Below are 21,070 nucleotides of genomic sequence, written 5' to 3'. Positions count from 1 at the left end.
GGTCGTACTCAACAAGGTGAGTAAATATCTCAAGTACGTCTTGCTAATATCTCAACGGGTTCTTACGCTGCCTCCCAGACACCGGACAGGCGAAGGAGACCCGCTGTGCTTCCCAGTTCCGAGCACCGCCCCGGCTGGCGCGTCGGCGCCGACATCGGGGGCACGTTCACCGACGTGATCGCCCTCGGTCCCGCCGGCGAAGTCGTGCCGATGAAGGTCCTCTCGACCCCGCCCGACTACGGGACGGGCGTCGTCACCGCCACGACCGCCGTGCTCGACGCCGCCGCGGTCCCGCCGGCCGCCGTGACCGCGATGCTGCACGGCACGACCGTGGCGACCAACGCGATCCTCGAGATGGCCGGCGCCCGCACCGCGGTGGTCACCACCCAGGGCTTCCGCGACGTGCTGGAGCTGGGCCGGCTGCGGCGGCCGGTGCTGTACGACCTGTCCTGGACCAAGCCGGTGCCGCTCGCCCCGCGCCGGCACCGCCACGAGCTGGCGCAGCGCATCACCGCCGACGGCCGGCTGGCCCCGGCCACCGTCGAAGACGATGTCCGCGCGCTGGCGGCCCGGCTTCGGGCCGACGGCATCGAGGCGGTCGCGGTCTGCCTGCTCAACTCCTACGTCCGCCCGGACGAGGAACGGCGCGTCGCCGACCTGCTGCGGGCGGAACTGCCCGGGGTGTACGTCACCGCGTCGGTGGACATTTCCCCGCAGCCGCAGGAGTTCGAGCGCACGAGCACCGCGACCGTCAACGCCTACGTCGGCCCCGCGGTCCACGGCTACCTGACGCACCTCGAAGCCGGGCTGCGGACCGTGGGGGTGGACGCGCCGCTGCTCGTCATGCAGTCGAGCGGCGGCCTGCTCGACGCCGGATCCGTGGCGAGCCGGCCGGTGCAGATCATCGAGTCCGGCCCGGCCGCCGGGGTCACCGCGGTTCGGCGGCTCGCCCGCCTGCTGGACCTGCCGTCAGTGGTCGCGTTCGACATGGGCGGCACCACCGCCAAGGCGTCGCTGATCGAGCACGGCGAGCCGTTCGTGTCGGCCGACTACGAGGTCGGCGGCGGCATGAACGTCGCCCGCGGACTGGGCTCCGGCGCCGGCTACCCCGTGCGGACGCCGTCGATCGACATCGCCGAGGTCGGGTCCGGGGGCGGCAGCGTCATCACCGTCGACGAGGCCGGCGCCCTGCACGTCGGGCCGGCCAGCGCCGGGTCCCGCCCCGGCCCCGCGTGCTACGGCCAGGGCGGGGAGCTGCCGACCCTGACCGACGCCAACGTGACCCTGGGCTACCTGAGTCCCGACGCGCTGGCCGGCGGGCGGGTGGCGATCCACGCCGACCTGGCCGCGAAGGCCCTGTCCCCGGTGGCCGAGCGGCTCGGCCGCGACGTCCCTGCCACCGCGCGCGGCGCCTACGAAGTCGCGGTGTCGAGCATGACGACCGCCGTCAAGGCCGTCACCAGCGAACGCGGCCGCGATCCCCGCGAGGCGACCATGGTGGCCTTCGGCGGCGCCGGCCCGCTCTACGCCGCCGCGCTGGCCAGGGAGCTAGGCATCTCGACGGTGCTGGTGCCCGCCCACCCCGGCCTGTTCAGCAGCCTCGGCCTCCTCGTCGCCGACACCGAGCTCAACGAAGTCGCCCCGTGCCGGCCGGATCCGGCCGCCGAGTTCGAGCGGCTGACCGGCAGGGTCATCGCCGAGCTGGGGGAGCACGCCGTCGTCGAGCGGATGCTGGACATGCGCTACCGCGGCCAGCGCTTCGAGCTGCGGATCCGGCTGGACGAAGGGCCGCTGACCGACGAGCTGCTGGCGACGGCGCGGGCGCGGTTCCACGAAGAGCACGAACGCACCTACGGCCGCGCCGGCGACGACAGCCTCGTCGAGGTCGTCAACCTGCGGGTCCGCGGCACGCTGCCCAGCTCGGTCTCCCTCGAAGACGTGCTGCGGCTGCCGCCGGCTCCCGGCAAGGCTCGAGCCATGCGTGAGTGCCGCTTCGCCGAAACCGTGGCCACACCGGTCATCGCCCGTTCGGACGTCGGGGCCGGGCCCATCGACGGACCGCTGGTCGTCGAGGACATGGACGCCACCACCCTCGTGCCGCCGGGCGCCCGGGTGCACCGCGACCGGTTCCACACCCTCGTCATCACCTGGAGCGCCGAATGATCCGCGACGCCGTCACCTTCGAGGTCTTCCGCAACGCCGTCACCGGCGTCGCCGACGAGATGGCGATCACCATCCTGCGCACCGCGCACTCGCAGATCGTCGCGTCCAGCATGGACTTCTCCGCCGCGCTGTGCGACGCCCGCGGCCGGGTCATCGCGCAGGCCAACACCTGTCCCGTGCATCTCGGGTCCATTCCGGACGCGATGGCGGCGATGCTCGCCGAGTTCGGCGACGGGCTCCGCGCCGGCGACGTCTACGTGCTCAACGATCCGTCGCTCGGTGGCATGCACCTGCCGGACATCTTCGCGGTCGCCCCGGTGTTCGCCGGAGCGGAGCTGCTGGGCTTCGCCGTCACCGTGGTCAACCACGCGGACGTCGGCGGCTGGGTCGCGGGCTCGATGGCCGTCCAGTCGACGAGCATCTTCGCCGAGGGCGTGCAGATCCCGCCGTCCCGCCTGGTCGACGCGGGAAATCTCAACGAGACCTTCCTGAACCTGGTGCTGCGCAACGTCCGCGAGCCGGAACTGCTGCGCGGCGACCTCGAGTCCCAGCTCGCCGCGTGCCACGCCGGTGGTGAAGGCCTGCGCGCGCTCGCGGCGCGCTACGGCGTCGGCGGCTTGGCGGAACTCGAGGACGAGCTGCTCGACTACTCGGAAACGCTGCTGCGGGCCGCGCTCGCCGACGCCGTCCCCGGCACCTACGAGTTCACCGACCACATCGACGACGACGGCCTCGGTTCGGGCCCGATCCCGTTCCAGGTGAAGGTGACGTTGTCCGGCACCGGGATCGCGCTCGACTTCACCGGATCGTCGCCGCAGGTGGCCTCCGCGCTCAACGCCACCACCTCGTTCACCCGATCCGCGTCCTACGCGGCCGTCCAGGGGGCGCTCGCCCGCGACATCCCGGCCAACAGCGGCTTCTACCGGCCGTTCACCTTCACCATCCCGGAGGCGTCGATCCTCGACGGCCGTCGTCCCGCCGCCCGCGGCGCGCGCGGTCTCGTCGCCTATCGGATCATCGACGCCGTGCTCGGCGCGCTCGCCCCGGTGTTCCCCACCCGCGTCCCCGCGGCGGGTGACGGCGGCCCCGACTCGGTTGCGATCGGCGTCACCGGCGCCGACGGCGGTTCGGTCGTGCTCTGGGACATCCTGTGCGGCGCGTGGGGAGCGCGGCCCGACCGCGACGGCGTCGACGGCATCAGCCCGCTCGGCGCGAACCTCGCCAACACCCCGGTCGAAGAGCTGGAACAGTCGGGGCACGTCCGCGTCGACGGCTACGGCTACCTCCCCGACACCGGCGGTGCCGGCCGGTTCCGCGGCGGCCTGAGCACGTTCCGGGACATCACGATCCTCGCCGCCGAAGCGAGCGTGCAGATCCGCTCCGACCGGCGCAAGTTCCTCCCGTACGGGCTCGACGGGGGAGCGCCGGGCACCCCGTCGCTCAACGTGCTCGATCTCGGCGGCCCCGGCGAACGCGTCCTCGAGTCCAAGCCCCACCTGGTGCTGACCGCCGGCCGCCGGCACCGGCACGTCACCGCCGGCGGCGGCGGCCACGGCGACCCGTACACCCGCGACCCCGAGCGGGTTCTCGACGACGTCCGCGAAGGCAAGGTGACCCGCGAGGGCGCGGCCCGCGACTACGGCGTCGTCATCACCGCCGGCACGACGATCGATCCCAGCGCCACGCGCGCCCTGCGCGGGACGGCCCGTCCGGAAGGGACACAGTCATGAAATCCGCCCCGCGCACCACCACGGACACCGTGGACCGCCGGACCTGGCGCAAGGTCGGCACCCGGATCATCCCGCTGATCGGCGTCGCCTACGTGATGAGCTACGTCGACCGCGCCAACCTCGGCTACATCGCCGCGCCGATGTCGCGCGACCTCCACCTCGACAGCGGGCAGGTCGGCCTGGCCGCCGGCCTGTTCTTCATCGGCTACATCATCGTCGAGGTGCCGAGCAACCTCGCGCTGCGGCGGTTCGGGGCCCGCAAGTGGATCACCCGGATCATGCTCACCTGGGGTGTGGTCACCGGCTTGACGGCGACCGTCGACTCCGCCGGTGCGCTCTACCTCGCCCGGCTCGCGCTCGGGTTCGCCGAGGCCGGTCTGGCCGCCGGGATCCTGCTGTACCTGACCTACTGGTTCCCGCGCCGCCAGCGCTCCTGGGCGCTGACCGGGTTCTTCCTGATGATCCCGCTCTCCTCGATCGTCGGCTCACCGTTGGCCGCCGCTTTGCTGGCGTGGGGCCAGAACCTGTTCGGGATCGCGGGCTGGCGTTCGCTGTTCCTCGTCGAAGGCGCGCTGACGATCATCATCGGCGTCCTGATCTTCGTGTTCCTGCCCGACCGGCCGTCCGACGCGCGCTGGCTCGACGACGACGAAAAGGTCAAGCTGGAGCAAACGCTTGCGGCGGAAGCCGAGGAGCAACGCGGGCACGGCGCGCTGACCGGCTTGCGCCAGGCCCTGACCAGCGGCCGGGTGTGGGCGCTCGCGGTCGCCTTCTTCGCGATCGTGTTCGGCCTCTACCCGCTCGCGTTCTTCCTGCCCACCATGATCAGCGCGATCACCCACAGCGTCGGCGACGTCAGCAGTGTGCTGCTGTCCGGGATCCCGTACGTCGTCGCGGCGCTCGCAATGCTCGTCTGGGCGCGCTTCGCCGGGCGCCGGTCCGCGGTCTTCGCCACCGGCGTCCCGATGGCCGTCGGCGCCGCCGGGCTCCTGCTGGCCACCTTCGCCGGCAACGGGCCGCTGTTCATCGTCGCGGTCTGCCTGAGCGTGGCCGGGATCTACACCGCGATGCCGCAGTTCTGGCGGATCCCGGCGATCGGGCTGACCGGGACGGCGGCGGCGTCCGGCATCGCCCTGATCAACTCGGTCAGCAACCTCAGCGGGTTCGTCGGCCCGTACTTCACCGGCGCGATCAAGACCGCCACCGGCAGCTTCACCTACGCGCTGCTGGCGATCGCGGTGATCATGGTGGCCGGGCTCCTCGTCCTGGCCACGGCCGGCCGCCGCATGGAGCGGCTCGATGGGAAGCTGACCTCATGAGCACCGCACTGATCATCGGCGACCTCCAGCGGGGCATCACCGGCCGGTTCGCGTTCACGCGGCAGGTGCTGCCGCCCCTGACCGAGCTGGTGCCCCGCGTGCGCGCGGGCGGCGGGCTGGTCGTGCACATCCAGACCGCGTTCCGCGTCAACCGCGCGGACCTGCCGCCGGGCAGCGCCCTGTTCGCCGCGTTCTTCGAGGCGGGCGAGATCTTCCACGAGGGCTCGCCCGGCATCGAGCTCGAGCTGCCGGTGCACCCCGAGGACGTGGTCGTGCGCAAGCGCCGGGCGAGCGCCTTCGCCGGCACCGACCTGGACCTCGTCCTCCGGGCCCGTGGCGTGGAATCGGTGACCCTGGCCGGGGTGGCGACGAGCGCGATGGTCGCCGCGACGGCCTACGACGCCGCCGACCGCGGCTACCGCGTGTCCGTCCTCGCTGATTGCTGCGCCGACGAAGATCCCGCCGTGCACGAGTTCTTCATGGAACGGATCTTCCCGAGCCGGGGGTTCGACGTCACGCTCGGCACCGACTGGCGTTCGCACGCGCCCGGAGGTGCCGAGTCGTCTTGATCAGCCCTGCGGCTCGTCCTCGAGCGCGCCGACCTGCTCCGGGTCCTCCGGCGGGGGCATGTGCCGGATGCTGTCGCTGCCCTTGTGGTCGTGGGCGCGGGCGTACCGGGAATCCAGTACCCGGCCCAATTTGTGCGCCGCCCCGGCGTACGCGTCGTCCACGGTGGTCGCGTGGTGGGTGACCGCGACCGGTTGCTTGCCACCGGGCCGCGCCTCGATCACGCACTTCATGTCGTCCGGCTTGCCGCCGCCGTCTTCGCTGAGGTGCACCTCCACCCGGGTCAACCATCCGCCGAACCGGGAGAGGCTGTTCTCCAGGTCGGTGGTCACGTAGGTGGCCAGCTTTTCGCCACCGTGGATGTTGTGGTCGGTGTTGACCTGGATCTGCACGAGCACCCTCCGAAGCGGGACGACGATGATCTCCGTCAGTACCACGGCGGTGGCCGGCTCAAACCCGGTGGCGTGCGAGTGCGAGCTGAGGGCCGGGCGGCGTTCTGACACGATGTCCGGACGCGTTGCCCCATTCGGTCGGCGGAGGGTGGTCTGGGTGCCCGGTCTTGTCGAGCTGGCTTACACCACCGGCGGGGGCGTCGTCGGTGCGGCGCTGACCAACTACTTCACCAAGGTCCAGGAGCGGCGCCAGTTGCGCGCCGAGGTCCACCGCACCCTGGCCGAGGTGCGGGAGATCAGCGGCGGTGTCCGCGGCATCGGGATCGGCGCCGCCCCTCACCCGTCCGGCAACGACCGGCGGCGATCCATCGCCGACGAACTGGGTGTCGCCGCCCTCCTCGACGACGGGACCGACGCTCATCACGCGCTGCGTGAGGCGCTCGCCGACCTGCTGACCGCGGTCCTCGTCGCCGGAATGCCCCGCCGGGTGGCCGACTTCGCCGGCGGTGCCCACGAGCGCCTCCTCGACAGCACGCTGATGCTGACGATCGACCGTCGCCTCGGCGGCGTGCTCGGTGCCGAATCGGGCCGGCTCGTCCGCGCGGCGCAGGAGTACCAGGCGGCCGCCACCGGCCTGCTGCTGGCGATGCTCTGGCACCCCTGGCGGACCCGGCTGCGGTTGCGCCGCCGCATCACCGCACTGCGGACCGAGGTGGAAGCGCTGCATCGGCAGCAGCAGACCGCGGCCGAGGTGCTCACCCGGGCAGAACACGCCGGCACGCTGTACGAGCATCTCGACCCCGACGGCCGGCGCTGGGACGCGTGGGGTCTCAAGAGGCATGGGCCGGCAAGCTAGCCATCCGGTCGCGATCGAATCCGGTGGTCCGGGTCAGGCCCCCGGCCGGTTTCCGGTGGGGATCGTGATGGGCGTGCTCGTCGGGGACGTCACCTTGTTCAGGAACAGCATCGCGATCGCGCGCACGAACTGGTCGAACAGGTAGAACCCCGCCGGTGCGATCGGCAGCAGCCCTTCCCGGAACGCGATGTAGGCGGGCCACCCGGTGCGCACCAGGGCGGCCGCCGCGTAGTCGCGGGGCAAGCCGAGCCAGTCGCCCACCGCGTCGCTGAGCACGTAGCGGACGAACTCGTTGAGGAATCCGCGGGTGACGCCCAGGTCGATCTGCGCGGTCAGGCCGAGCAGGTCCTCGGCCAGCTCCTTGCCCTCGGTCGTCGGGGCCAGGAGCGGGGTGAGCACCTGTGTCGACTGCGCGTCGGCCTCGGCCCACGTCTGGGGGATGAACTCGTCCCGGACGCCGAGCAGGTGGATGGCGACCTGCCAGTGGTGGAGGAAGGCTTCTTCGTCCGCGGCCGACATCGGGACGCGCCATTCGCGCAGCTTGCGGTGCACGAAGGTGCCGAGGCTGTGGAACGTCACGAGGATGTCGCCGTTGCTGATCGGTACCTGTTCGTCGGAAACCGCGCGCCAGTGCGGCGACTGGGGCAGCAGGTGGCGCACCGCGGCGTGCACCAGGCGCGTCTTGTTGGCCGTGACGACGAACTGGCCCGTGGGTTCGAACGCGTTCCGGTCGGCCAGGTCGTAGCCGAAGGTGAACGTCTTGGCCGCGCGGTCCTGCATGTTCGCCCCGCCCGCGGACCAGTAGACCGACTTGGCCTCCCGCGGGATCACCGTGCTCATGATGCCGCTGCCGAGGCCGTACAGCATGAACAGGTAGGTGTCCTTGCGCCGGTTGAAGTCGGCGGCGCGGCGCAGCTTGGCGGCGTCGGCCCAGGAGGGCAGCCGGTTGGCCCGCTGGAGGTAGCCGGCGAGGTCGGCGGGCAGGCCGCCCGGCAGCGGGTCGTTGTTGTCGACCCACGGCCGCAGCGCGGTGTTGACCGCGGGGACCTGGCCCGTGTCGAGGATGCCCGCCATCAGGCGGTCCACCTCGTCGTCCCAGACCCACCACGGGTCGGTGCCCGCGGCGGCACCGCCCGCCGACGCCCAGGCTGGGACGGCGCCCGCCGCGCTCGCCAAGCCCAGCGCCACGCCGAGCGAAAGGACGTTCCTCCGGCTGAGATTACTCATTTACTTACCCAGCTTCCTTGGTAGGCAACCGGCTGGTCAAACCGGGTTCTGGCGGGAACTACCCGCCGTAGATCGCGCGGAACAAGGGGAGATTCTTCATTAACATAGCGAGGTGGGTCGCCGGTCGACAAGGGCTGCCCGAACTGAATCGGTCCGCCGCCCGTCACCCGGTTCACTTCGTGGTTGACTGGCGCGTATGGCCCCGTTCCCGCGCGCCCGCGCCCGGCGGCCGCGGTGACCGCCGAGCCGGCCGCGGCCGTCCGCCCGCGCAACCGCAGGCAGCTCATCGTCGAAGCGGCCGGCCCGGTCTTCAGCGAGCGCGGGTACCACGCGGCGTCCATGGAGGAGATCGCGGCCGGCGTGGGCATCACCGCGGCCGCCCTGTACCGGCACTTCCCGAACAAGTACGCGTTGTTCGCCGAGTGCGCGAACGTCATGGCCGACCGGCTCGTCGCGGCGCTCGGCGAAGTGCCGGAAGACGCGGCCTTGACGGACGTGCTCGCCGCCGTCACCCGGGTCACCGTCGCCCACCGGGCAGCGGGCGGGGTGTACCGGTGGGAGGCCCGGTACCTCGACCACGACGACCGCCGGGTGCTCCGGGGGAAGTTCGCGCACATCGTCGGGCGGGTGGCGGACGTGGTGCGCCGCGAGTACCCGTGGCCCGACGAGCACCTGCGCGCGGTGGCGGCCCTGGGGGCGATCGGGTCCATCACGATGCACCACAACGCGATCGCGCAGCGCCGGGTCGAAACCCTGCTGCGGGCGGCCGCTCTGCGCGTGGTCGCGACCGACACCGCGGCGGCTCTGGCGGACGCGCGCCCCGTCGAGCTGCCGGCTCCGCCGGTGGTGCGCACCCGGCGCTCGGAGATCCTCGCGGCCGCCGTCCCGCTGTTCGAACGGGACGGGTTCGCCGCCGTCACCAACGGCGTGATCGCCGAGGCCGTGGGGCTGGCGCCGTCCGGGCTCTACCGGTACTTCCCGGGCAAGGCCGACATCCTGGCGGCGGCGTGCCTGCAGGCGGCCGGCCTGCTGGCCCAAGCGGTCGAACACAACCTTCGCGGGGTGACCGATCCGCGTGCGGCCCTGTCCGCCTTGACGGCGACCTACGTGGCGTACAGCTTCGAACACAGCGCCCTCAACAGCGTGGCCAACGCCGAAGTCGCCGGCTTGCCGCCCGGCCTGCGCCGTCCCTTGGTGGCCGCGCAGCGCGAGCACATCGCCGTCTGGGAGCAGCACCTGCGGCAGACCCGCCCGGATCTCGACGCGCGCCAGGCGCGGGTGCTGGTGCACGCGGGTTTCGGCGTGGTGGTCGAGGCCGGCCGCCGGCTGCGGTGGCAGGACAGCCCGGACCACCGCGCCGCCGTGGCCGCTCTGTTCGTCAGTGCCCTGGACCGGTGATCCGGGCGCAGGTGGGCGTCAGCCCTCCGCGGATTCCCCAGGCAGGCCGGTGCCACTGCCCGGCAGCGGGAACTTCGCGGCGATGGACGGGGTCAGCGGGACGTCGAGGCTGCCTTCGACCAGCTCGGTGCGCAGGCGGTTGGTGGTCTTCCAGCCGTCCAGGGCACGGTCCGGGTCGGTCGCCGAAACCGCCAGGAGGAGCGCGTCCACGAGCAGCAGCTGAGTCACCAGGCTGCTGGGCAGCACGTTCTCCGTCGACGGCGTGACGAGCACGGTGTCGACGCGGTCCGCGAAATGACTGGCCAGCATTTCGGTGATCAGCACGATCGGGCAGCCGGTCCGGATGGCTTCGCTGATCGCCACGTCGTGTTCGCGCACGTGGCGCAAGGGGGCGACCAGCACCAGCGCCGCACCGGCGTCCAGCTGGCTGAGCTCGTCGGCGAAGTTGTAGCCCGTCAGCCCGGTCGCGCCGGCGCGCCGGCCGACGCGGCGGAGCCCGAGCGCGAGCGAATCGGCCACCGGGTACGCCGATCCGTAGCCGACGACGAGGGTGTGCGAAGCCGCGGCGAGGATGCGGGTGGCGGCGTCGAACGTCTCGGCGGGGACGGACCGGGGGAGTGACCGGGCGAGTTCCGCGGCGTCCAGGCTGATCTTGGCCAGGAGCTGGCTGCTGTCGTCGGACTGGGTCAGGTGGTCGGCGAGGGTCTGTTCCGGATCGCGGACGGGGTTGAGCATGGCGGCGGCCGCGCGACGCAGCTCGCCCAAGCCGGTGAAGCCCAGCTGCTTGACGGTCCGGATGACCGTGGCGTCGCTGACTTCCGCGTGACGCGCGATTTCCTGGGCGGAGAAGACCGACGCTTCCGCCGGGTGGCCGGCGAAGAAGTCCACCACCCGGATCCCGCCCGCGCTGAGCTGCTCCCGGACCTGGGCGATGCGTTTCGTGAGTGTCGGATCCATCTAGTAGCCACTAGACATTCGGGATTTCATGAAGTACACACTACATCACATCGCCTCACGACACACCCTGACGGGCGGAGGGAGCGACATGCACCGGACACGACGGCTGCTCGCTGGAGTGTCGGCCCTGGTACTGACCTTGACCGGCTGCGGGCTCGGTTCGGCGGGCACCGCGGACCCCGCGCTGGTGACCCGGCCCCACGGCCGGTGCGACCCGGCCATGAACGCGGCCCTGTCCGCGCCGATCCGCCAGCGCGGCGCGTTCCAGGTCGCGATGGTGCCGGACACACCCCCCATGGCGTACTACGCCGAGGACGACGCGACGATCGTCGGCTTCGACCGCGACATGAGCCAGGCCATCGCCGACGTGTTCTGCGTCGGTGCGGCCCCGATCCCGACGAACATCGACGCGGTCGTCCCCGGACTCGCCGCCGGGCGCTACGACCTCGTGCTCGCTTCCCTCGGTCCGACCGCGGAGCGGCGGAAGAAGGCCGACTTCGTCACCTACTACAACGGCGGTCAAGGATTCCTCGCCGGTCGCGGCACGACCTTCCCGGTGAACTCCTACGCGGATCTCTGCGGACGCGCGGTCGGGGTGGTGGTCGGTTCGGTCCAGCAGACCCAGTTGGACCAGGCGGCGGACACCTGCGCGGCCGCCGGCCGGCCCGCGTGGCGGCTCAGCCTGTTCCCCAACGGCAGCGCGGCGGTGCTCGCCCTGCGCAGCAGCCGCATCGACGTCCTGTACTTCTCGATTTCCCTGACGCAGTACGTCGCGAGCAAGTCGCCCGATCTGTTCCGGCTGGCCGGCCGGTACAAACGGGCGATCGTGGCGTTGGGACTGAAGCGGGACTCACCGTTGACCGGCGCGGTCCACGAAGCCGTGAAGCGCCTGATGGCCGACGGCACCTACCGCACGATCCTGGACAAGTGGGGTCTCCAGGAGAACCAGCTCGACGGCACGGAGATCCTGAAAGGCAGGTCATGACATGGTTTCCGAGAGTATCGAGTCCGGAGTGGACATCCAGCTGCCGGCGCGGATCGTCGGCCGGCGGAAGTACGGCACGTGGGTCGCCGGCGTGATCGCCGCCGCGCTCGTCGTGCTGGTTCTCGTCTCCGCCTTCACGAACGACAACTTCGCGTGGCCGGCGTTCGGGCACTACCTCTTCAGCCCCTCGATCCTGCTGGGGCTGGGGCACACCGTCGAACTGGCGGTGCTCTCGATGGCGCTGTCGATCGTCATCGGGGTGGTCCTGGCCATGATGCGCCAATCGGCGAACAAGGTGCTGACCACGGCGGCGGGGGCCTACATCTGGATCTTCCGCGCCACCCCGCTGCTGGTGTTGTTGCTGCTGCTGTACAACTTGGCCGCCTTGTACCCGAAGATCTCGCTCGGGGTTCCGTTCGGCCCGGACCTGTTCGCGCTGGACACCAACACCGTCATCACGGTGGCGGGTGCCGCGATCATCGGGCTCACCCTGCACGAGGCGGCGTACTGCGCGGAGATCTTCCGCGCCGGGCTGATCTCGGTGGGCCGCGGTCAACGCGAAGCGGCCGAGGCACTGGGTATGCCGGGCCTGCTGGCCCTGCGCCGCATCGTGCTGCCGCAAGCGATGCGGGCCATCGTCCCGCCGTTGACCAACCAGTTCGTCAACGTCGTGAAGACGACGTCGATCGTCAGCGTCATCGCCATGCCCGAACTGCTCTACAGCGCCCAGATCATCTACGCCCGCACCTACGAGACGATTCCGCTGCTGCTGGTCGTGACGTTCTGGTACCTCGTTCTCACCGCGTTGCTCACCCTCGCCCAGCGCCGTGTCGAACGGTACTTCAACCGCGGCGAAGCGGTGCTGTCCGCGGCCGCGGCGCGAAAACTCTCCCGGACGGCCTTGGAGGCGGGACTGTGACCACATCGACCGGCGTGCCCGCGGTGGAAATCCGCGGCGTGCACAAGCTTTACGGCGCTCTTCACGTCCTGCGCGACGTCGATCTCCTCGTCCGGCCCGGCGAGGTCAGCTGCCTCATCGGCCCGTCCGGCTCCGGCAAGAGCACCCTGCTGCGCTGCATCAACAACCTGGAGAAGATCCAGGCGGGAACGATCCTCGTCGACGGCGGCCTGGTCGGCTACCGGTGGTCCGGCGGCGATCTGCAGGAGACCCCGCCGCGGCAGTCCCGCCGGGCCCGCCGGAACATCGGGATGGTCTTCCAGCAGTTCAACCTGTTCTCCCACCTCACCGTGCTGCAAAACCTGATCGAGGCGCCGGTCCGCGTGCTCGGCGTGCCGCGCGGCGAGGCGGTGCGGCACGCCGAAGAGCTGCTCGCGAAAGTCGGCCTGGCCGAGAAGCACGCGAGCTACCCGGCGCAGCTGTCCGGTGGGCAGCAGCAGCGCGTCGCCATCGCCCGCGCCTTGTGCATGCGGCCGAAGCTGATGCTGTTCGACGAGCCGACGAGCGCGCTGGATCCCGAGCTCGTCGGAGAGGTACTCGACGTCCTGCGCGACCTGGCCCGGGACGACATGACGATGGTCATCGTCACGCACGAAATGGGGTTCGCGCGCCAGGTCGCGGACACGATCGTCTTCATGGACGAAGGCCGGATCGTCGAACGGGGCCCGGCGCAGCAGGTCCTGGACTCCCCGCGCGAGGTCCGCACCCGGCGTTTCCTGGAAAGGGTCAGCTGAAATGACGCGATCGTCCGTGCAGTCCGTCGAGTACGCCGTCGTCGGCGGAGGTGCCGTCGGGGCCGCGACCGCCTGGAACCTCGCCCGGCGCGGTGCCGAAGTCGTGCTCCTGGAGGCGGACGAGCTCGCGTCCGGCGCCTCCGGTGGTCCGGGCCGCCGCGGCGTCCGCGCCGGTGGCCGCGACCTCCGGGAACTGCCGCTGGCGCGACGCGCGCTCGAACTCTGGCCGGAGCTGGACTCGGAACTCGGCGCGCCGACCGGCTACCGCCGCAACGGCTTGCTCAGCGTCTACGACGTCGAGGTCGCCGGGCTTTCCGGCTGGCAGAGCCTGCCGGCCAGGGCGCAAGCGCAGCAGGCGGCCGGAATCCCGTGCGCGGTCGTCGACCGCGAGCGGCTCGACGAGATGCAGCCGGGCCTCGCCGGGGACATCCGGTGCGCGCTCTTCACCCCGGACGACGGGACCGCCGACCACCCGGCGACCACCCGGGCTTTCGCCAAGGCAGCCGGGGAACGAGGTGCCCGCGTCCTCGAACACACGGCGGTGACCGCGTTCGAACCCCGGCCGGACGGTTCGGTCGTCCTGCGCCTGGCCGAGGGGGACGAGCTGCGCGCTACCCGGGGAGTCGTCATCGCGGCCAACCGGGCCACGCCGCGCTTGCTCGCGGACTCGTTCGACGTGCGTCTTCCGCTGTGGGAGAAGGCCACCCAGGTCACGTTCGTGGCGCCGCCGCCGGGGTTCTCGCTCGAGCACCAGATCGGCCACACGCGGCGCTCGCTGTCGGTCAAGCTGACGGACGAGGGCCAGGTGATGCTGTCCGGAGGCCGCCCCGGGGGGTGGGATCCGGAGACCGGCGTGGGGACGCCCGACCCGGAGGTCCTGCGGGCCAGCCTGGCCGACGCGGCCGCGACGATCCCGGCCCTGGCCGGCGCGGAGGTGCTCGCGGTCGACACCAGCCGCGCCGATACCAGCACGATCGACCTGATCCCGGTGATCGACACGGTGCCCGGCCTGGCCACGGTGTTCGTCGGCACCGGGTGGAGCGGCCACGGCTTCGCCCTGACCCCGGCCGTCGGCGAAGCACTGGCGACGTGGGCCCTCGACGGCGAACGCCCGGCGGCGCTCAGGCCCTTCACCTTCGAGCGGCTGGGCGCCGGTTCCCGGAAGTGACGCACCCGGGTGGGTGAGTAGCGACCTCGGCGCGGGTCAGAGCAGCCCGGCGGTGGCGGCGTGCGCGGCGGCCGCCGCTCGCGACGACACCCCGAGCTTGCCGCGGATGTTCGACACGTGGCGGTGCGCCGTGTGGGCGCTGATCCCGAGCCGGCGCGCGATCTCCTGATCGCTGAGCCCTTGCGCGACCAGGCGCAGCACGTCGAGTTCGCGTTCGGAGAGGTCCTGGTGCGCCGAGCCGGCTTGGCGGGCCCGCCGGCCGGCGCCGAGGAACTCCCGCACGGGCCGGACGAGCCCTTCCACGTCCCCGCGCCAGGGCAGGTGGTCGGTTCCGTCGAGCGGGACGAAGGTGGCGCCCGGTATGCGGGCGGCGACGTCCCGGCCCAGGGCGAACGGGATCGCGCGGTCGTCGCGGCGGTGCAGGACGAGGGTCGGGACCTCGATCCTGTCCAGCTGGTCCCGGACGTCGAACGCGTACACCGCCGCGAGCGAGCGCACCGCCTTCTCCGCGGTCAGGCCGGCCCGCTGGAAGCGAACGAACTCGTCGCGCTCCGCCGCCGTCGCGGTCGGCAGGAACAGGTCGGCGAGGACCCGGGAGCCCACGCCCCAATGACGTCCGACGATCGCCAGCAGCGAATCGCGCGCTTCCGCCGTGGCGATCTCGGCGCCGCGGGCGTAGCTGCCGTACAGGACGAGCCGTTCCACGCGCTCCGGGTGGGCCGCCGCGTACGCGATCGCGGCGCAGCCCCCGGACGAGCCGCCGAACAGGCTCACCTTCTCCCCGGCCGCGTCGACGACGGCGCTCAACGCGGCCAGTTCGTCGGCCGGCGAAGTGACCAGGGGACCGGCGGGGTCGGACATGCCGGCGCCGGGCCGGTCGTAGCGGACGAGCGTGAACCGGTCGCCGAGCAGCCCGGCGAACCGGCGGAACAACGGGGTCTGCCAATCCAGCTCGAGGTGCCCGCACCACCAGCCGCCGACGACGAGGGGCGGCCCCGCGCCGACGGTGGCCCAGGCGACCGTGCGATCGCCCGCGGCGGTGAAGCGCACGACTTGGTCTTGCCCCGGCATTCCCCGAGCCTAGGCCGTGTCGCGGATCCGCGTGGCCGGTTCCGGCCACCATCCGGAATGGCACGGGCGGGTGATGCGGCGGGCGGTCGACGGCTGGTGTCCTGCGTCCCATCGGCGGTGCGAAGGAGGAACGATGGCCGGAGGGGACAGCGTGGGGGTACGGGACGGGTTCGGGGACCGGTTCGGGGCGGCACTGTACGAGCCGTTCCTGCGCCGGGGGGAGCGGCTGGGCCAGGCCGGCCGGCGCGCGGAGCTGCTGCGGCGCGCGCACGGACGGGTGGTCGAAATCGGGGCGGGGACCGGGCTCAACGTCCGGCACTACCCCGAGTCGGCGGAGGTGGTGCTGACCGAGCCCGTCCCGGCGATGTACCGGCGGCTCGTGAAGCGCGTGGGGAGCCGCGCCGGTATGCGGCCGGTGCAAGCCCCGGCCGACGCACTGCCGATGGCGGACGCCAGCGTCGACACGATCGTGTCGACGCTGGTCCTCTGCACGGTGCCCGACGTCGACCGCGTGCTGGCCGAGCTGGTGCGGGTGCTGCGGCCCGGCGGGCGGCTGCTGTTCTGCGAACACGTGCGCGCCGAGGACCCGAAGGTGGCGCGCAGGCAGAAGCGGCTGGCGGGGCCGTGGGCGGCGTTCGCGCAGGGCTGCCGGTGCGACCGCGACACCGTCGCGCTGGTCAAGCAGCGGTTCGACATCGAGGAGATGACCACGGCGCGGTGGCGCGGGATGCCTTCGGTGGTCCACCCGCTGATCATCGGATCGGCGACGCCCACCCGGTGAGGAACCGCGGCGTCGAGAAAGTTCCGGGAGGGTTGTCGGATCGGGGTGGCGGTGTTCGTAGCCGGGGTGAGGCCGCCAGCGAGAAGGCCAAGCCGGGTGCCGAGCCGACCGCCGCCACACCCCGTTTCGACACCGCAGGAGATGATGTCCCGATGCAATACCTGGTTTCCGTGATCGACGACAAGAGCAATCCCGGCAGCACCGACCGGCAGCCCGCCATCAGCGCGTTCAACGATCGCCTGATCGCCGAGGGCCACTGGGTCTTCGCGGGCGGACTCGCGGACACCGACGCGGCCACGGTCATCGACAACCGGGGCGAGCAGGCGGTGTTCACCGACGGTCCGTTCGTGGAGTCGAAGGAGTACCTCGCCGGCGTCTGGGTGTGGGAGGCCCCCGATCTGGACGTGGCGCTCAAGCTCGCCGCCGAGGCGTCGAAGGTCTGCGATCGGAAGATCGAGGTGCGGCCGTTCCGGTGACCGACGTCGAGGGGGCGATCACCCGGGTGCACCACGAGGAGTGGGCGCGGGTGGTCGCCGCACTGACCAGGCGCTTCGGTGACCTCGACATCGCCGAGGAGGCCGCGGCCGCGGCGTTCGCGGTCGCCGTCGAACGGTGGCGGGCCGCCGGCGTACCGCCCAACCCCGGCGCCTGGCTGACCACCACCGCCGCCAACAAGGCCATCGACCGGATCCGGCGCGAGAACAAGCGCGACGACAAGCAGAAGGAGGCTCGGATGGTCTACGACGACGAACCGCCCGAGCCTCTCGGCGCCATCGACGACGACCGGCTCCGGCTGATCTTCACCTGCTGCCACCCGGCGCTGGCGATGGAGGCCCGCTTGGCGCTGACGCTGCGGATGGTCGGCGGGCTGACCATGCCCGAGATCGCCCGCGCCTTCCTGGTGGCCGAGAGCACCATGGGGCAGCGGATCACCCGGGCGAAGGCCAAGATCAAGGCGGCCCGCATCCCCTATCGGATGCCGTCCGCCGAGGACCTCCCGACCCGGGTCTCCGGTGTGCTCGCCGTCCTCTTCCTCGTCTTCAACGAGGGCTACCTGGCCACCGGCCCCGACACCGATCCGGTGCGAAAGGACCTGACCGCCGAGGCGATCCGGCTCACGCGCCTGATCCGTGCCCTCCTGCCGGACGACGGCGAGGCGGCCGGGCTGCTGGCGCTGATGCTCCTCATCGAGGCTCGCGGTCCCGCCCGGGTCGCGGCCGGCGGCGAACTGGTCGGTCTCGCCGAGCAGGACCGCGGCGTCTGGGACACGGCGATGATCGCCGAGGGGCACCGGCTGGTGCGCGAGCGCCTCGCCGCGGCCGCCGCCGGGGTGGCTCCGGGGCGCTACCAGATCCTCGCGGCGATCAACGCCGTGCACACCTCCGCCCGCGACATCCGCGACACCGACTGGTCGCAGGTCGTGGCCCTCTACGACCAGCTCGTCCGCCTCGACCCCTCGCCGATCGTCGCCCTCAACCGGGCCATCGCGGTCGCCGAGCTCGACGGCCCGGAGGTGGCGCTGGCGGCCGTCGACCGGCTCGAGGACAAGCTGGCCGGCTATCACGCGTACCACGTGACCCGCGCCGACCTGCTGCGCCGGCTGGGCCGCAGCCAGGATTCGCGCGCGGCGTACGACAAGGCCATCGAGCTGGCGGGCAACACCGCCGAGACCGCCTACCTGACCCGCCGCCGCGACCAGCTGGGGTAGCCGGGACCCGCCGCGCCCGACGTTCCGAAAACTCGGTCTTCTTCCAGGCCGCGGCCTCCGGGCCGGCCCACGCGATGGAGGTCACGCTCATCGTCGTCCTGGCCGTCACCGCTCTCAGTCTCCCGGTCGTCGCCCTGATGCCCCGCACCGCACGGTCGGGACCCGGCCAGTGAGCGACCGACCTGGCGGCCTGACGACAACACCGATCCGGTGCTGTCGTTCGGCCGGCAAGGCGTGTTCAGGACGTGCGGAGAACGTCGGCGACCCAGTCGGCGATGTAGACGCTGGTGTGGGAGAGGTGGTCGAGCCCGATGTGCTCGGCCCCGCCTTCGGCCGCGGTGAAGATCCGCAGCCGCCGGTCCGGGCTCGCCGTCGCCTGGTCGTACGAGCGGTGCGCGTACTCGAGGGGGATCTGCCGGTCGTTCTCGCCGTGGCAGATGAGGAACGGCACGGTGATCCGCTCGACGACGCCGTCGAGGTTCACGTCGGCAGCGAACTCGATGAACTCGTCGAGGTTCTCGTGCCCCCACACCCACCGGACGTGCTCCCAGTAGTGCGGCACCGGGCGTTCGCCCTCACGCTGGAGCCGGCGGCGCTGCACGGCACCCCAGTCGTGGTTCGCGCCCCACGCCACGACCAGCGCGAGCCGCTTCTCGAACGCCGCCGCGCGCGGGGCGAAGTAGCCCCCCAACGACCAGCCGACCAAGCCGATGCGGGCCGGGTCGACGTCGTCGCGGGTTTCGAGGTAGTCGACGCACGCCGTCGCCCACGCCTCGGTGTCGATGCGCGCGGTGAGGCCCTGCAGGCGCAGTGCCTCGCCCGAACCGGGGCAGTCGACCATCAGGCACGAGATCCCGCGCGCGGCCAGCTCCGCCCAGTGCCGGGAGGAATACATGTGCTCCTTGGTCGAGTCGAGCCCGTTCCACATGATCATCACCGGCGCCCGGCTCCCGGCACTGCTGAAGTAGGCGGGCAAAGAAGTGCCTTCGTAAGGGACTTCGACGCGAGCGACCGTCTCGAAGGCCTTCTCCTGCAGCTCGAGGACGCGGCGGTAGGTGTCGAGCCGGCCGGGGGCGGACGCGCTCTGCATGCGCTCGGCCTGGCAGAGGTAGTTGGTGGCGCGGCCGTAAAGCTGCTTCGCCGTCCGTGTGTGCCCGGCTTTCTCCGCCTCCTCGGCCTGGGCGACGAGCTGGTCGGTCAGCGCGGTCCAGGCGCGCAGGAAGTCTTCTGTGCCGGCGTCTTCGCCGCGCTGGGCGGCCTCCTTGATGGGGCGGCAGGCGCGGTCGACCTCGTCGATGAGGCCGCCGCTGTTGAGCGTCGCGACGACGCCCAGGTTCCAGACGTAGTTGCCGGGGAAGTACTCGAACACGGACTGTCCTTTCAGGAGAGTGCGTCGGCGAGGGATTTGACGCCGCCGTGAGCGGTCAGTCCTCCGTCGACGGGGATTTCGGCGCCGGTGATGAACGACGCGTCGTCGCTGAGCAGGAACACCACCAGCGGGGCGACCTCGGCCACGGTGCCGGTGCGGCCCAGCGGCGTTTCGGTGATGTTCGCGGCGCGGAACGCGGGGGCGGCGGAGGCGGTCATCGGGGTCTCGATGTAGCCGGGGTGCACGGTGTTGACGCGGATGCCGCGCGGCCCCAGCTCGGTGCACGCCGTCTTCGCCAGCCCGCGCAGCGCCCACTTGCTCGCCGTGTAGGCCGCCGGGTAGTGGCCGGTCAGCGCGGCCACGGACCCGACGACGACGATGGAGCCGCCGGCGGGCATACGCGGCAGCACGGCTTGGATCGCCCGCAGCGTCCCGCCGACGTTGACGTCGTGGACACGAGCCAGGTCTTCCGGCGCCACCTCGGACAGCCGGGCCCGCCAGGTGATGCCCGCGTTGGCGACGAGCCCGTCGATCCGCTCCCGGTTCCGCACCAGCGCCGCCCAGCCGGCGGGATCGGTGACGTCGAGCCGGACGTACTCGACGCCCGGCAGCTCCTCGGCCGGCTCCTCGCTCAGGTCGACGCCGATGACCTCCGCGCCCTCGGCCGCCAGCAGACGAGCTTCCGCGGCACCCTGGCCTCGGCCGGCGCCGGTGACCACCACGACCTTTCCCGCGACCCGGCCGGTCATCTCGCCCGCTTCCGGGGACGGGGACGGGCCGGCGCGACGGGCGGCAGCTCCACACCGGCGACGACGGTGTTGCGGATCGTGCCCAGCCCGTCGACGGTCATCTCGACGACGTCTCCGGGAGCGAGCGGCGGAATGTCCCGGCCGCGTCCCCACAGCTCGGCGAGGCAGCCGCCGTTGCCGCAGGTGCCCGAACCGAGCACGTCGCCGATGCGGACCCACGTGCCGCGCGAGGCGTAGGAGACGAGGTCTTCGAACGGCCAGCCCATGTTGGACAACAGGTCGCGGCCGACTTCGCGGCCGTTGACCGACACCCGCATCTCCAGCGCCAGAAACCCGTCACCGTCGCGAAAGGACTCCAGCTCGTCGGCGGTGACCAGCCACGGCCCCAGCGTCGTCGCCGAGTCCTTGCCCTTGGCGGGTCCGAGGTTGACCTTCATCTCGCGACGCTGGAGATCCCGCGCGGACCAGTCGTTGAGGATCGTGTACCCGAAGATCGCGTCACGCGCCTCGGCCGGGGTGAGCGACGCGCCGTCGTGGCCGATCACCGCGGCCACTTCCAGTTCGAAGTCGAACGCCTGCGAGCCCGGCGGGACCGGAACGTCGTCGTGGGCGCCGACGAGCGCGTACGGATTGGTGAAGTAGAACGTCGGAGCCTCGTACCACTCCGGAACCACGCCGCCCGCGATTCCTTCGACGTGCTCCTCGAACGTCACGAAATCCCGGACGGTCGGCGGGTTCAGCGGCGGCAGCAGCCGGACGGCCTCCAGCGGCACCGCGGGCGAGCGCAGCGCGTAGGTGCCCAATGCCAGCGCGGTGGGCAGCCCCTTGCGGATGAGCCCGAGGACAGTCGCGCCGTCGGGCAGGGGGTGCAGGCCGTCGTCGGTGACGACGCCGGCCCGGGTGGCTCCGTCGTGGAGGTAGGTGGCGAACCGCATGGC

The 21,070-nt window shown here is 71.9% G+C and carries 20 protein-coding genes; 13 read left to right on the top strand and 7 right to left on the bottom strand.

The window, feature by feature from the left end; translation table 11 throughout:
* Positions 1 to 105 precede the first annotated feature (105 nt).
* From AB0M59_RS27180 to AB0M59_RS27165, 4 genes are read left to right on the top strand one after another with little or no spacing between them, the layout of a single operon-like run.
* The gene (locus AB0M59_RS27180) at positions 106 to 2,163 is read left to right on the top strand and encodes a hydantoinase/oxoprolinase family protein (protein ID WP_364620159.1); all 2,058 of its coding nucleotides are present in this window, start codon (positions 106 to 108) and stop codon (positions 2,161 to 2,163) included.
* Positions 2,160 to 3,893 (top strand): hydantoinase B/oxoprolinase family protein, encoded by a 1,734-nt coding sequence (locus AB0M59_RS27175; protein ID WP_364620157.1) that lies wholly within the window; start codon positions 2,160 to 2,162, stop codon positions 3,891 to 3,893. Before AB0M59_RS27180 ends, AB0M59_RS27175 begins: the two co-directional genes overlap by 4 nt.
* The gene (locus AB0M59_RS27170; RefSeq protein WP_364620154.1) at positions 3,890 to 5,212 is read left to right on the top strand and encodes an MFS transporter; all 1,323 of its coding nucleotides are present in this window, start codon (positions 3,890 to 3,892) and stop codon (positions 5,210 to 5,212) included. Before AB0M59_RS27175 ends, AB0M59_RS27170 begins: the two co-directional genes overlap by 4 nt.
* Positions 5,209 to 5,781, top strand: coding sequence for an isochorismatase family cysteine hydrolase (locus tag AB0M59_RS27165; protein WP_364620152.1), 573 nt, complete (start codon positions 5,209 to 5,211; stop codon positions 5,779 to 5,781). Before AB0M59_RS27170 ends, AB0M59_RS27165 begins: the two co-directional genes overlap by 4 nt.
* On the opposite strand, the gene AB0M59_RS27160 is transcribed toward AB0M59_RS27165, so the two are convergent.
* Positions 5,782 to 6,282 carry an HPF/RaiA family ribosome-associated protein gene (locus AB0M59_RS27160; RefSeq protein WP_364620149.1) on the bottom strand — a complete coding sequence of 167 codons (501 nt, stop codon included), beginning with the start codon at positions 6,280 to 6,282 and terminating at the stop codon, positions 5,782 to 5,784.
* Positions 6,283 to 6,328: 46 nt separating this feature from the next.
* Here AB0M59_RS27160 and AB0M59_RS27155 point away from each other — a divergent pair, with 46 nt between their 5' ends.
* Entirely contained in the window at positions 6,329 to 7,027 is a 699-nt protein-coding gene (locus AB0M59_RS27155) for a hypothetical protein (RefSeq protein WP_364620147.1), read from the top strand.
* A gap of 33 nt (positions 7,028 to 7,060) precedes the next feature.
* Here AB0M59_RS27155 and AB0M59_RS27150 read toward each other — a convergent pair whose 3' ends face one another.
* Positions 7,061 to 8,254 (bottom strand): oxygenase MpaB family protein, encoded by a 1,194-nt coding sequence (locus AB0M59_RS27150; RefSeq protein WP_364620144.1) that lies wholly within the window; start codon positions 8,252 to 8,254, stop codon positions 7,061 to 7,063.
* A 234-nt stretch (positions 8,255 to 8,488) separates the two neighbouring features.
* On the opposite strand from AB0M59_RS27150, the gene AB0M59_RS27145 reads away from it, so the two are divergent.
* On the top strand, positions 8,489 to 9,652 hold the full coding sequence (locus tag AB0M59_RS27145) for a TetR/AcrR family transcriptional regulator (protein ID WP_364620269.1): 1,164 nt from the start codon (positions 8,489 to 8,491) through the stop codon (positions 9,650 to 9,652).
* Between the two features lie 18 nt (positions 9,653 to 9,670).
* Here AB0M59_RS27145 and AB0M59_RS27140 read toward each other — a convergent pair whose 3' ends face one another.
* Positions 9,671 to 10,609: a MurR/RpiR family transcriptional regulator gene (locus AB0M59_RS27140; RefSeq protein ID WP_364620141.1), complete on the bottom strand. Its 939-nt coding sequence runs from the start codon at positions 10,607 to 10,609 to the stop codon at positions 9,671 to 9,673.
* A gap of 88 nt (positions 10,610 to 10,697) precedes the next feature.
* Here AB0M59_RS27140 and AB0M59_RS27135 point away from each other — a divergent pair, with 88 nt between their 5' ends.
* The 4 genes from AB0M59_RS27135 to AB0M59_RS27120 are packed head-to-tail and all read left to right on the top strand — an operon-like array spanning position 10,698 to position 14,454.
* A complete protein-coding gene (locus AB0M59_RS27135; protein WP_364620138.1) occupies positions 10,698 to 11,594 on the top strand; it encodes a transporter substrate-binding domain-containing protein in 897 nt (298 codons plus the stop codon).
* 1 nt (position 11,595) lies between these two features.
* A complete protein-coding gene (locus AB0M59_RS27130; protein WP_364620135.1) occupies positions 11,596 to 12,513 on the top strand; it encodes an amino acid ABC transporter permease in 918 nt (305 codons plus the stop codon).
* Positions 12,510 to 13,286 carry an amino acid ABC transporter ATP-binding protein gene (locus AB0M59_RS27125; RefSeq protein WP_364620132.1) on the top strand — a complete coding sequence of 259 codons (777 nt, stop codon included), beginning with the start codon at positions 12,510 to 12,512 and terminating at the stop codon, positions 13,284 to 13,286. The genes AB0M59_RS27130 and AB0M59_RS27125 overlap by 4 nt, the downstream gene beginning before the upstream one ends.
* Position 13,287: 1 nt before the next feature.
* Positions 13,288 to 14,454 carry an FAD-binding oxidoreductase gene (locus tag AB0M59_RS27120; RefSeq protein WP_364620129.1) on the top strand — a complete coding sequence of 389 codons (1,167 nt, stop codon included), beginning with the start codon at positions 13,288 to 13,290 and terminating at the stop codon, positions 14,452 to 14,454.
* 36 nt (positions 14,455 to 14,490) lie between these two features.
* On the opposite strand, the gene AB0M59_RS27115 is transcribed toward AB0M59_RS27120, so the two are convergent.
* Positions 14,491 to 15,525, bottom strand: coding sequence for an alpha/beta fold hydrolase (locus tag AB0M59_RS27115; RefSeq protein ID WP_364620126.1), 1,035 nt, complete (start codon positions 15,523 to 15,525; stop codon positions 14,491 to 14,493).
* Between the two features lie 133 nt (positions 15,526 to 15,658).
* Between AB0M59_RS27115 and AB0M59_RS27110 the strand changes: the two genes are divergently transcribed.
* The 3 genes from AB0M59_RS27110 to AB0M59_RS27100 all read left to right on the top strand — a co-directional run bounded on the left by AB0M59_RS27110 (position 15,659) and on the right by AB0M59_RS27100 (position 18,014).
* Complete coding sequence (locus AB0M59_RS27110; protein WP_364620124.1) at positions 15,659 to 16,306, top strand: class I SAM-dependent methyltransferase; 648 nt, start codon at positions 15,659 to 15,661, stop codon at positions 16,304 to 16,306.
* A 152-nt stretch (positions 16,307 to 16,458) separates the two neighbouring features.
* Positions 16,459 to 16,782 carry a YciI family protein gene (locus tag AB0M59_RS27105; protein ID WP_364620121.1) on the top strand — a complete coding sequence of 108 codons (324 nt, stop codon included), beginning with the start codon at positions 16,459 to 16,461 and terminating at the stop codon, positions 16,780 to 16,782.
* Positions 16,779 to 18,014, top strand: a complete 1,236-nt coding sequence (locus AB0M59_RS27100) for a DUF6596 domain-containing protein (RefSeq protein WP_364620118.1) — start codon at positions 16,779 to 16,781, stop codon at positions 18,012 to 18,014. The genes AB0M59_RS27105 and AB0M59_RS27100 overlap by 4 nt, the downstream gene beginning before the upstream one ends.
* 238 nt (positions 18,015 to 18,252) lie before the next feature.
* On the opposite strand, the gene AB0M59_RS27095 is transcribed toward AB0M59_RS27100, so the two are convergent.
* Genes AB0M59_RS27095 through AB0M59_RS27085 form a run of 3 tightly spaced genes read right to left on the bottom strand, consistent with a single transcriptional unit; the run spans position 18,253 to position 21,067 of the window.
* A complete protein-coding gene (locus tag AB0M59_RS27095) occupies positions 18,253 to 19,383 on the bottom strand; it encodes an alpha/beta fold hydrolase (protein WP_364620115.1) in 1,131 nt (376 codons plus the stop codon).
* Positions 19,384 to 19,394: 11 nt separating this feature from the next.
* On the bottom strand, positions 19,395 to 20,132 hold the full coding sequence (locus tag AB0M59_RS27090; protein ID WP_364620112.1) for an SDR family NAD(P)-dependent oxidoreductase: 738 nt from the start codon (positions 20,130 to 20,132) through the stop codon (positions 19,395 to 19,397).
* The gene (locus tag AB0M59_RS27085; protein WP_364620110.1) at positions 20,129 to 21,067 is read right to left on the bottom strand and encodes a fumarylacetoacetate hydrolase family protein; all 939 of its coding nucleotides are present in this window, start codon (positions 21,065 to 21,067) and stop codon (positions 20,129 to 20,131) included. The genes AB0M59_RS27090 and AB0M59_RS27085 overlap by 4 nt, the downstream gene beginning before the upstream one ends.
* Positions 21,068 to 21,070 lie beyond the last annotated feature (3 nt).

It is taken from the genome of Amycolatopsis sp. NPDC051371 (assembly GCF_040682155.1).
GTDB lineage: Bacteria > Actinomycetota > Actinomycetes > Mycobacteriales > Pseudonocardiaceae > Amycolatopsis.
This window is presented reverse-complemented; position numbering and strand designations above follow the sequence as displayed.

What these genes read in the sequence shown, in the direction of transcription:
- AB0M59_RS27130 (WP_364620135.1), top strand. Translation starts at nt 11,596, where the DNA reads ATGGTTTCCGAGAGTATCGAGTCCGGAGTGGACATCCAGCTGCCGGCG.
- AB0M59_RS27105 (WP_364620121.1), top strand. Translation starts at nt 16,459, where the DNA reads ATGCAATACCTGGTTTCCGTGATCGACGACAAGAGCAATCCCGGCAGC.
- AB0M59_RS27085 (WP_364620110.1), bottom strand. Translation starts at nt 21,067, where the DNA reads ATGCGGTTCGCCACCTACCTCCACGACGGAGCCACCCGGGCCGGCGTC.
- AB0M59_RS27090 (WP_364620112.1), bottom strand. Translation starts at nt 20,132, where the DNA reads ATGACCGGCCGGGTCGCGGGAAAGGTCGTGGTGGTCACCGGCGCCGGC.
- AB0M59_RS27120 (WP_364620129.1), top strand. Translation starts at nt 13,288, where the DNA reads ATGACGCGATCGTCCGTGCAGTCCGTCGAGTACGCCGTCGTCGGCGGA.
- AB0M59_RS27175 (WP_364620157.1), top strand. Translation starts at nt 2,160, where the DNA reads ATGATCCGCGACGCCGTCACCTTCGAGGTCTTCCGCAACGCCGTCACC.
- AB0M59_RS27150 (WP_364620144.1), bottom strand. Translation starts at nt 8,254, where the DNA reads ATGAGTAATCTCAGCCGGAGGAACGTCCTTTCGCTCGGCGTGGCGCTG.
- AB0M59_RS27165 (WP_364620152.1), top strand. Translation starts at nt 5,209, where the DNA reads ATGAGCACCGCACTGATCATCGGCGACCTCCAGCGGGGCATCACCGGC.
- AB0M59_RS27170 (WP_364620154.1), top strand. Translation starts at nt 3,890, where the DNA reads ATGAAATCCGCCCCGCGCACCACCACGGACACCGTGGACCGCCGGACC.
- AB0M59_RS27135 (WP_364620138.1), top strand. Translation starts at nt 10,698, where the DNA reads ATGCACCGGACACGACGGCTGCTCGCTGGAGTGTCGGCCCTGGTACTG.
- AB0M59_RS27140 (WP_364620141.1), bottom strand. Translation starts at nt 10,609, where the DNA reads ATGGATCCGACACTCACGAAACGCATCGCCCAGGTCCGGGAGCAGCTC.
- AB0M59_RS27115 (WP_364620126.1), bottom strand. Translation starts at nt 15,525, where the DNA reads ATGCCGGGGCAAGACCAAGTCGTGCGCTTCACCGCCGCGGGCGATCGC.
- AB0M59_RS27110 (WP_364620124.1), top strand. Translation starts at nt 15,659, where the DNA reads ATGGCCGGAGGGGACAGCGTGGGGGTACGGGACGGGTTCGGGGACCGG.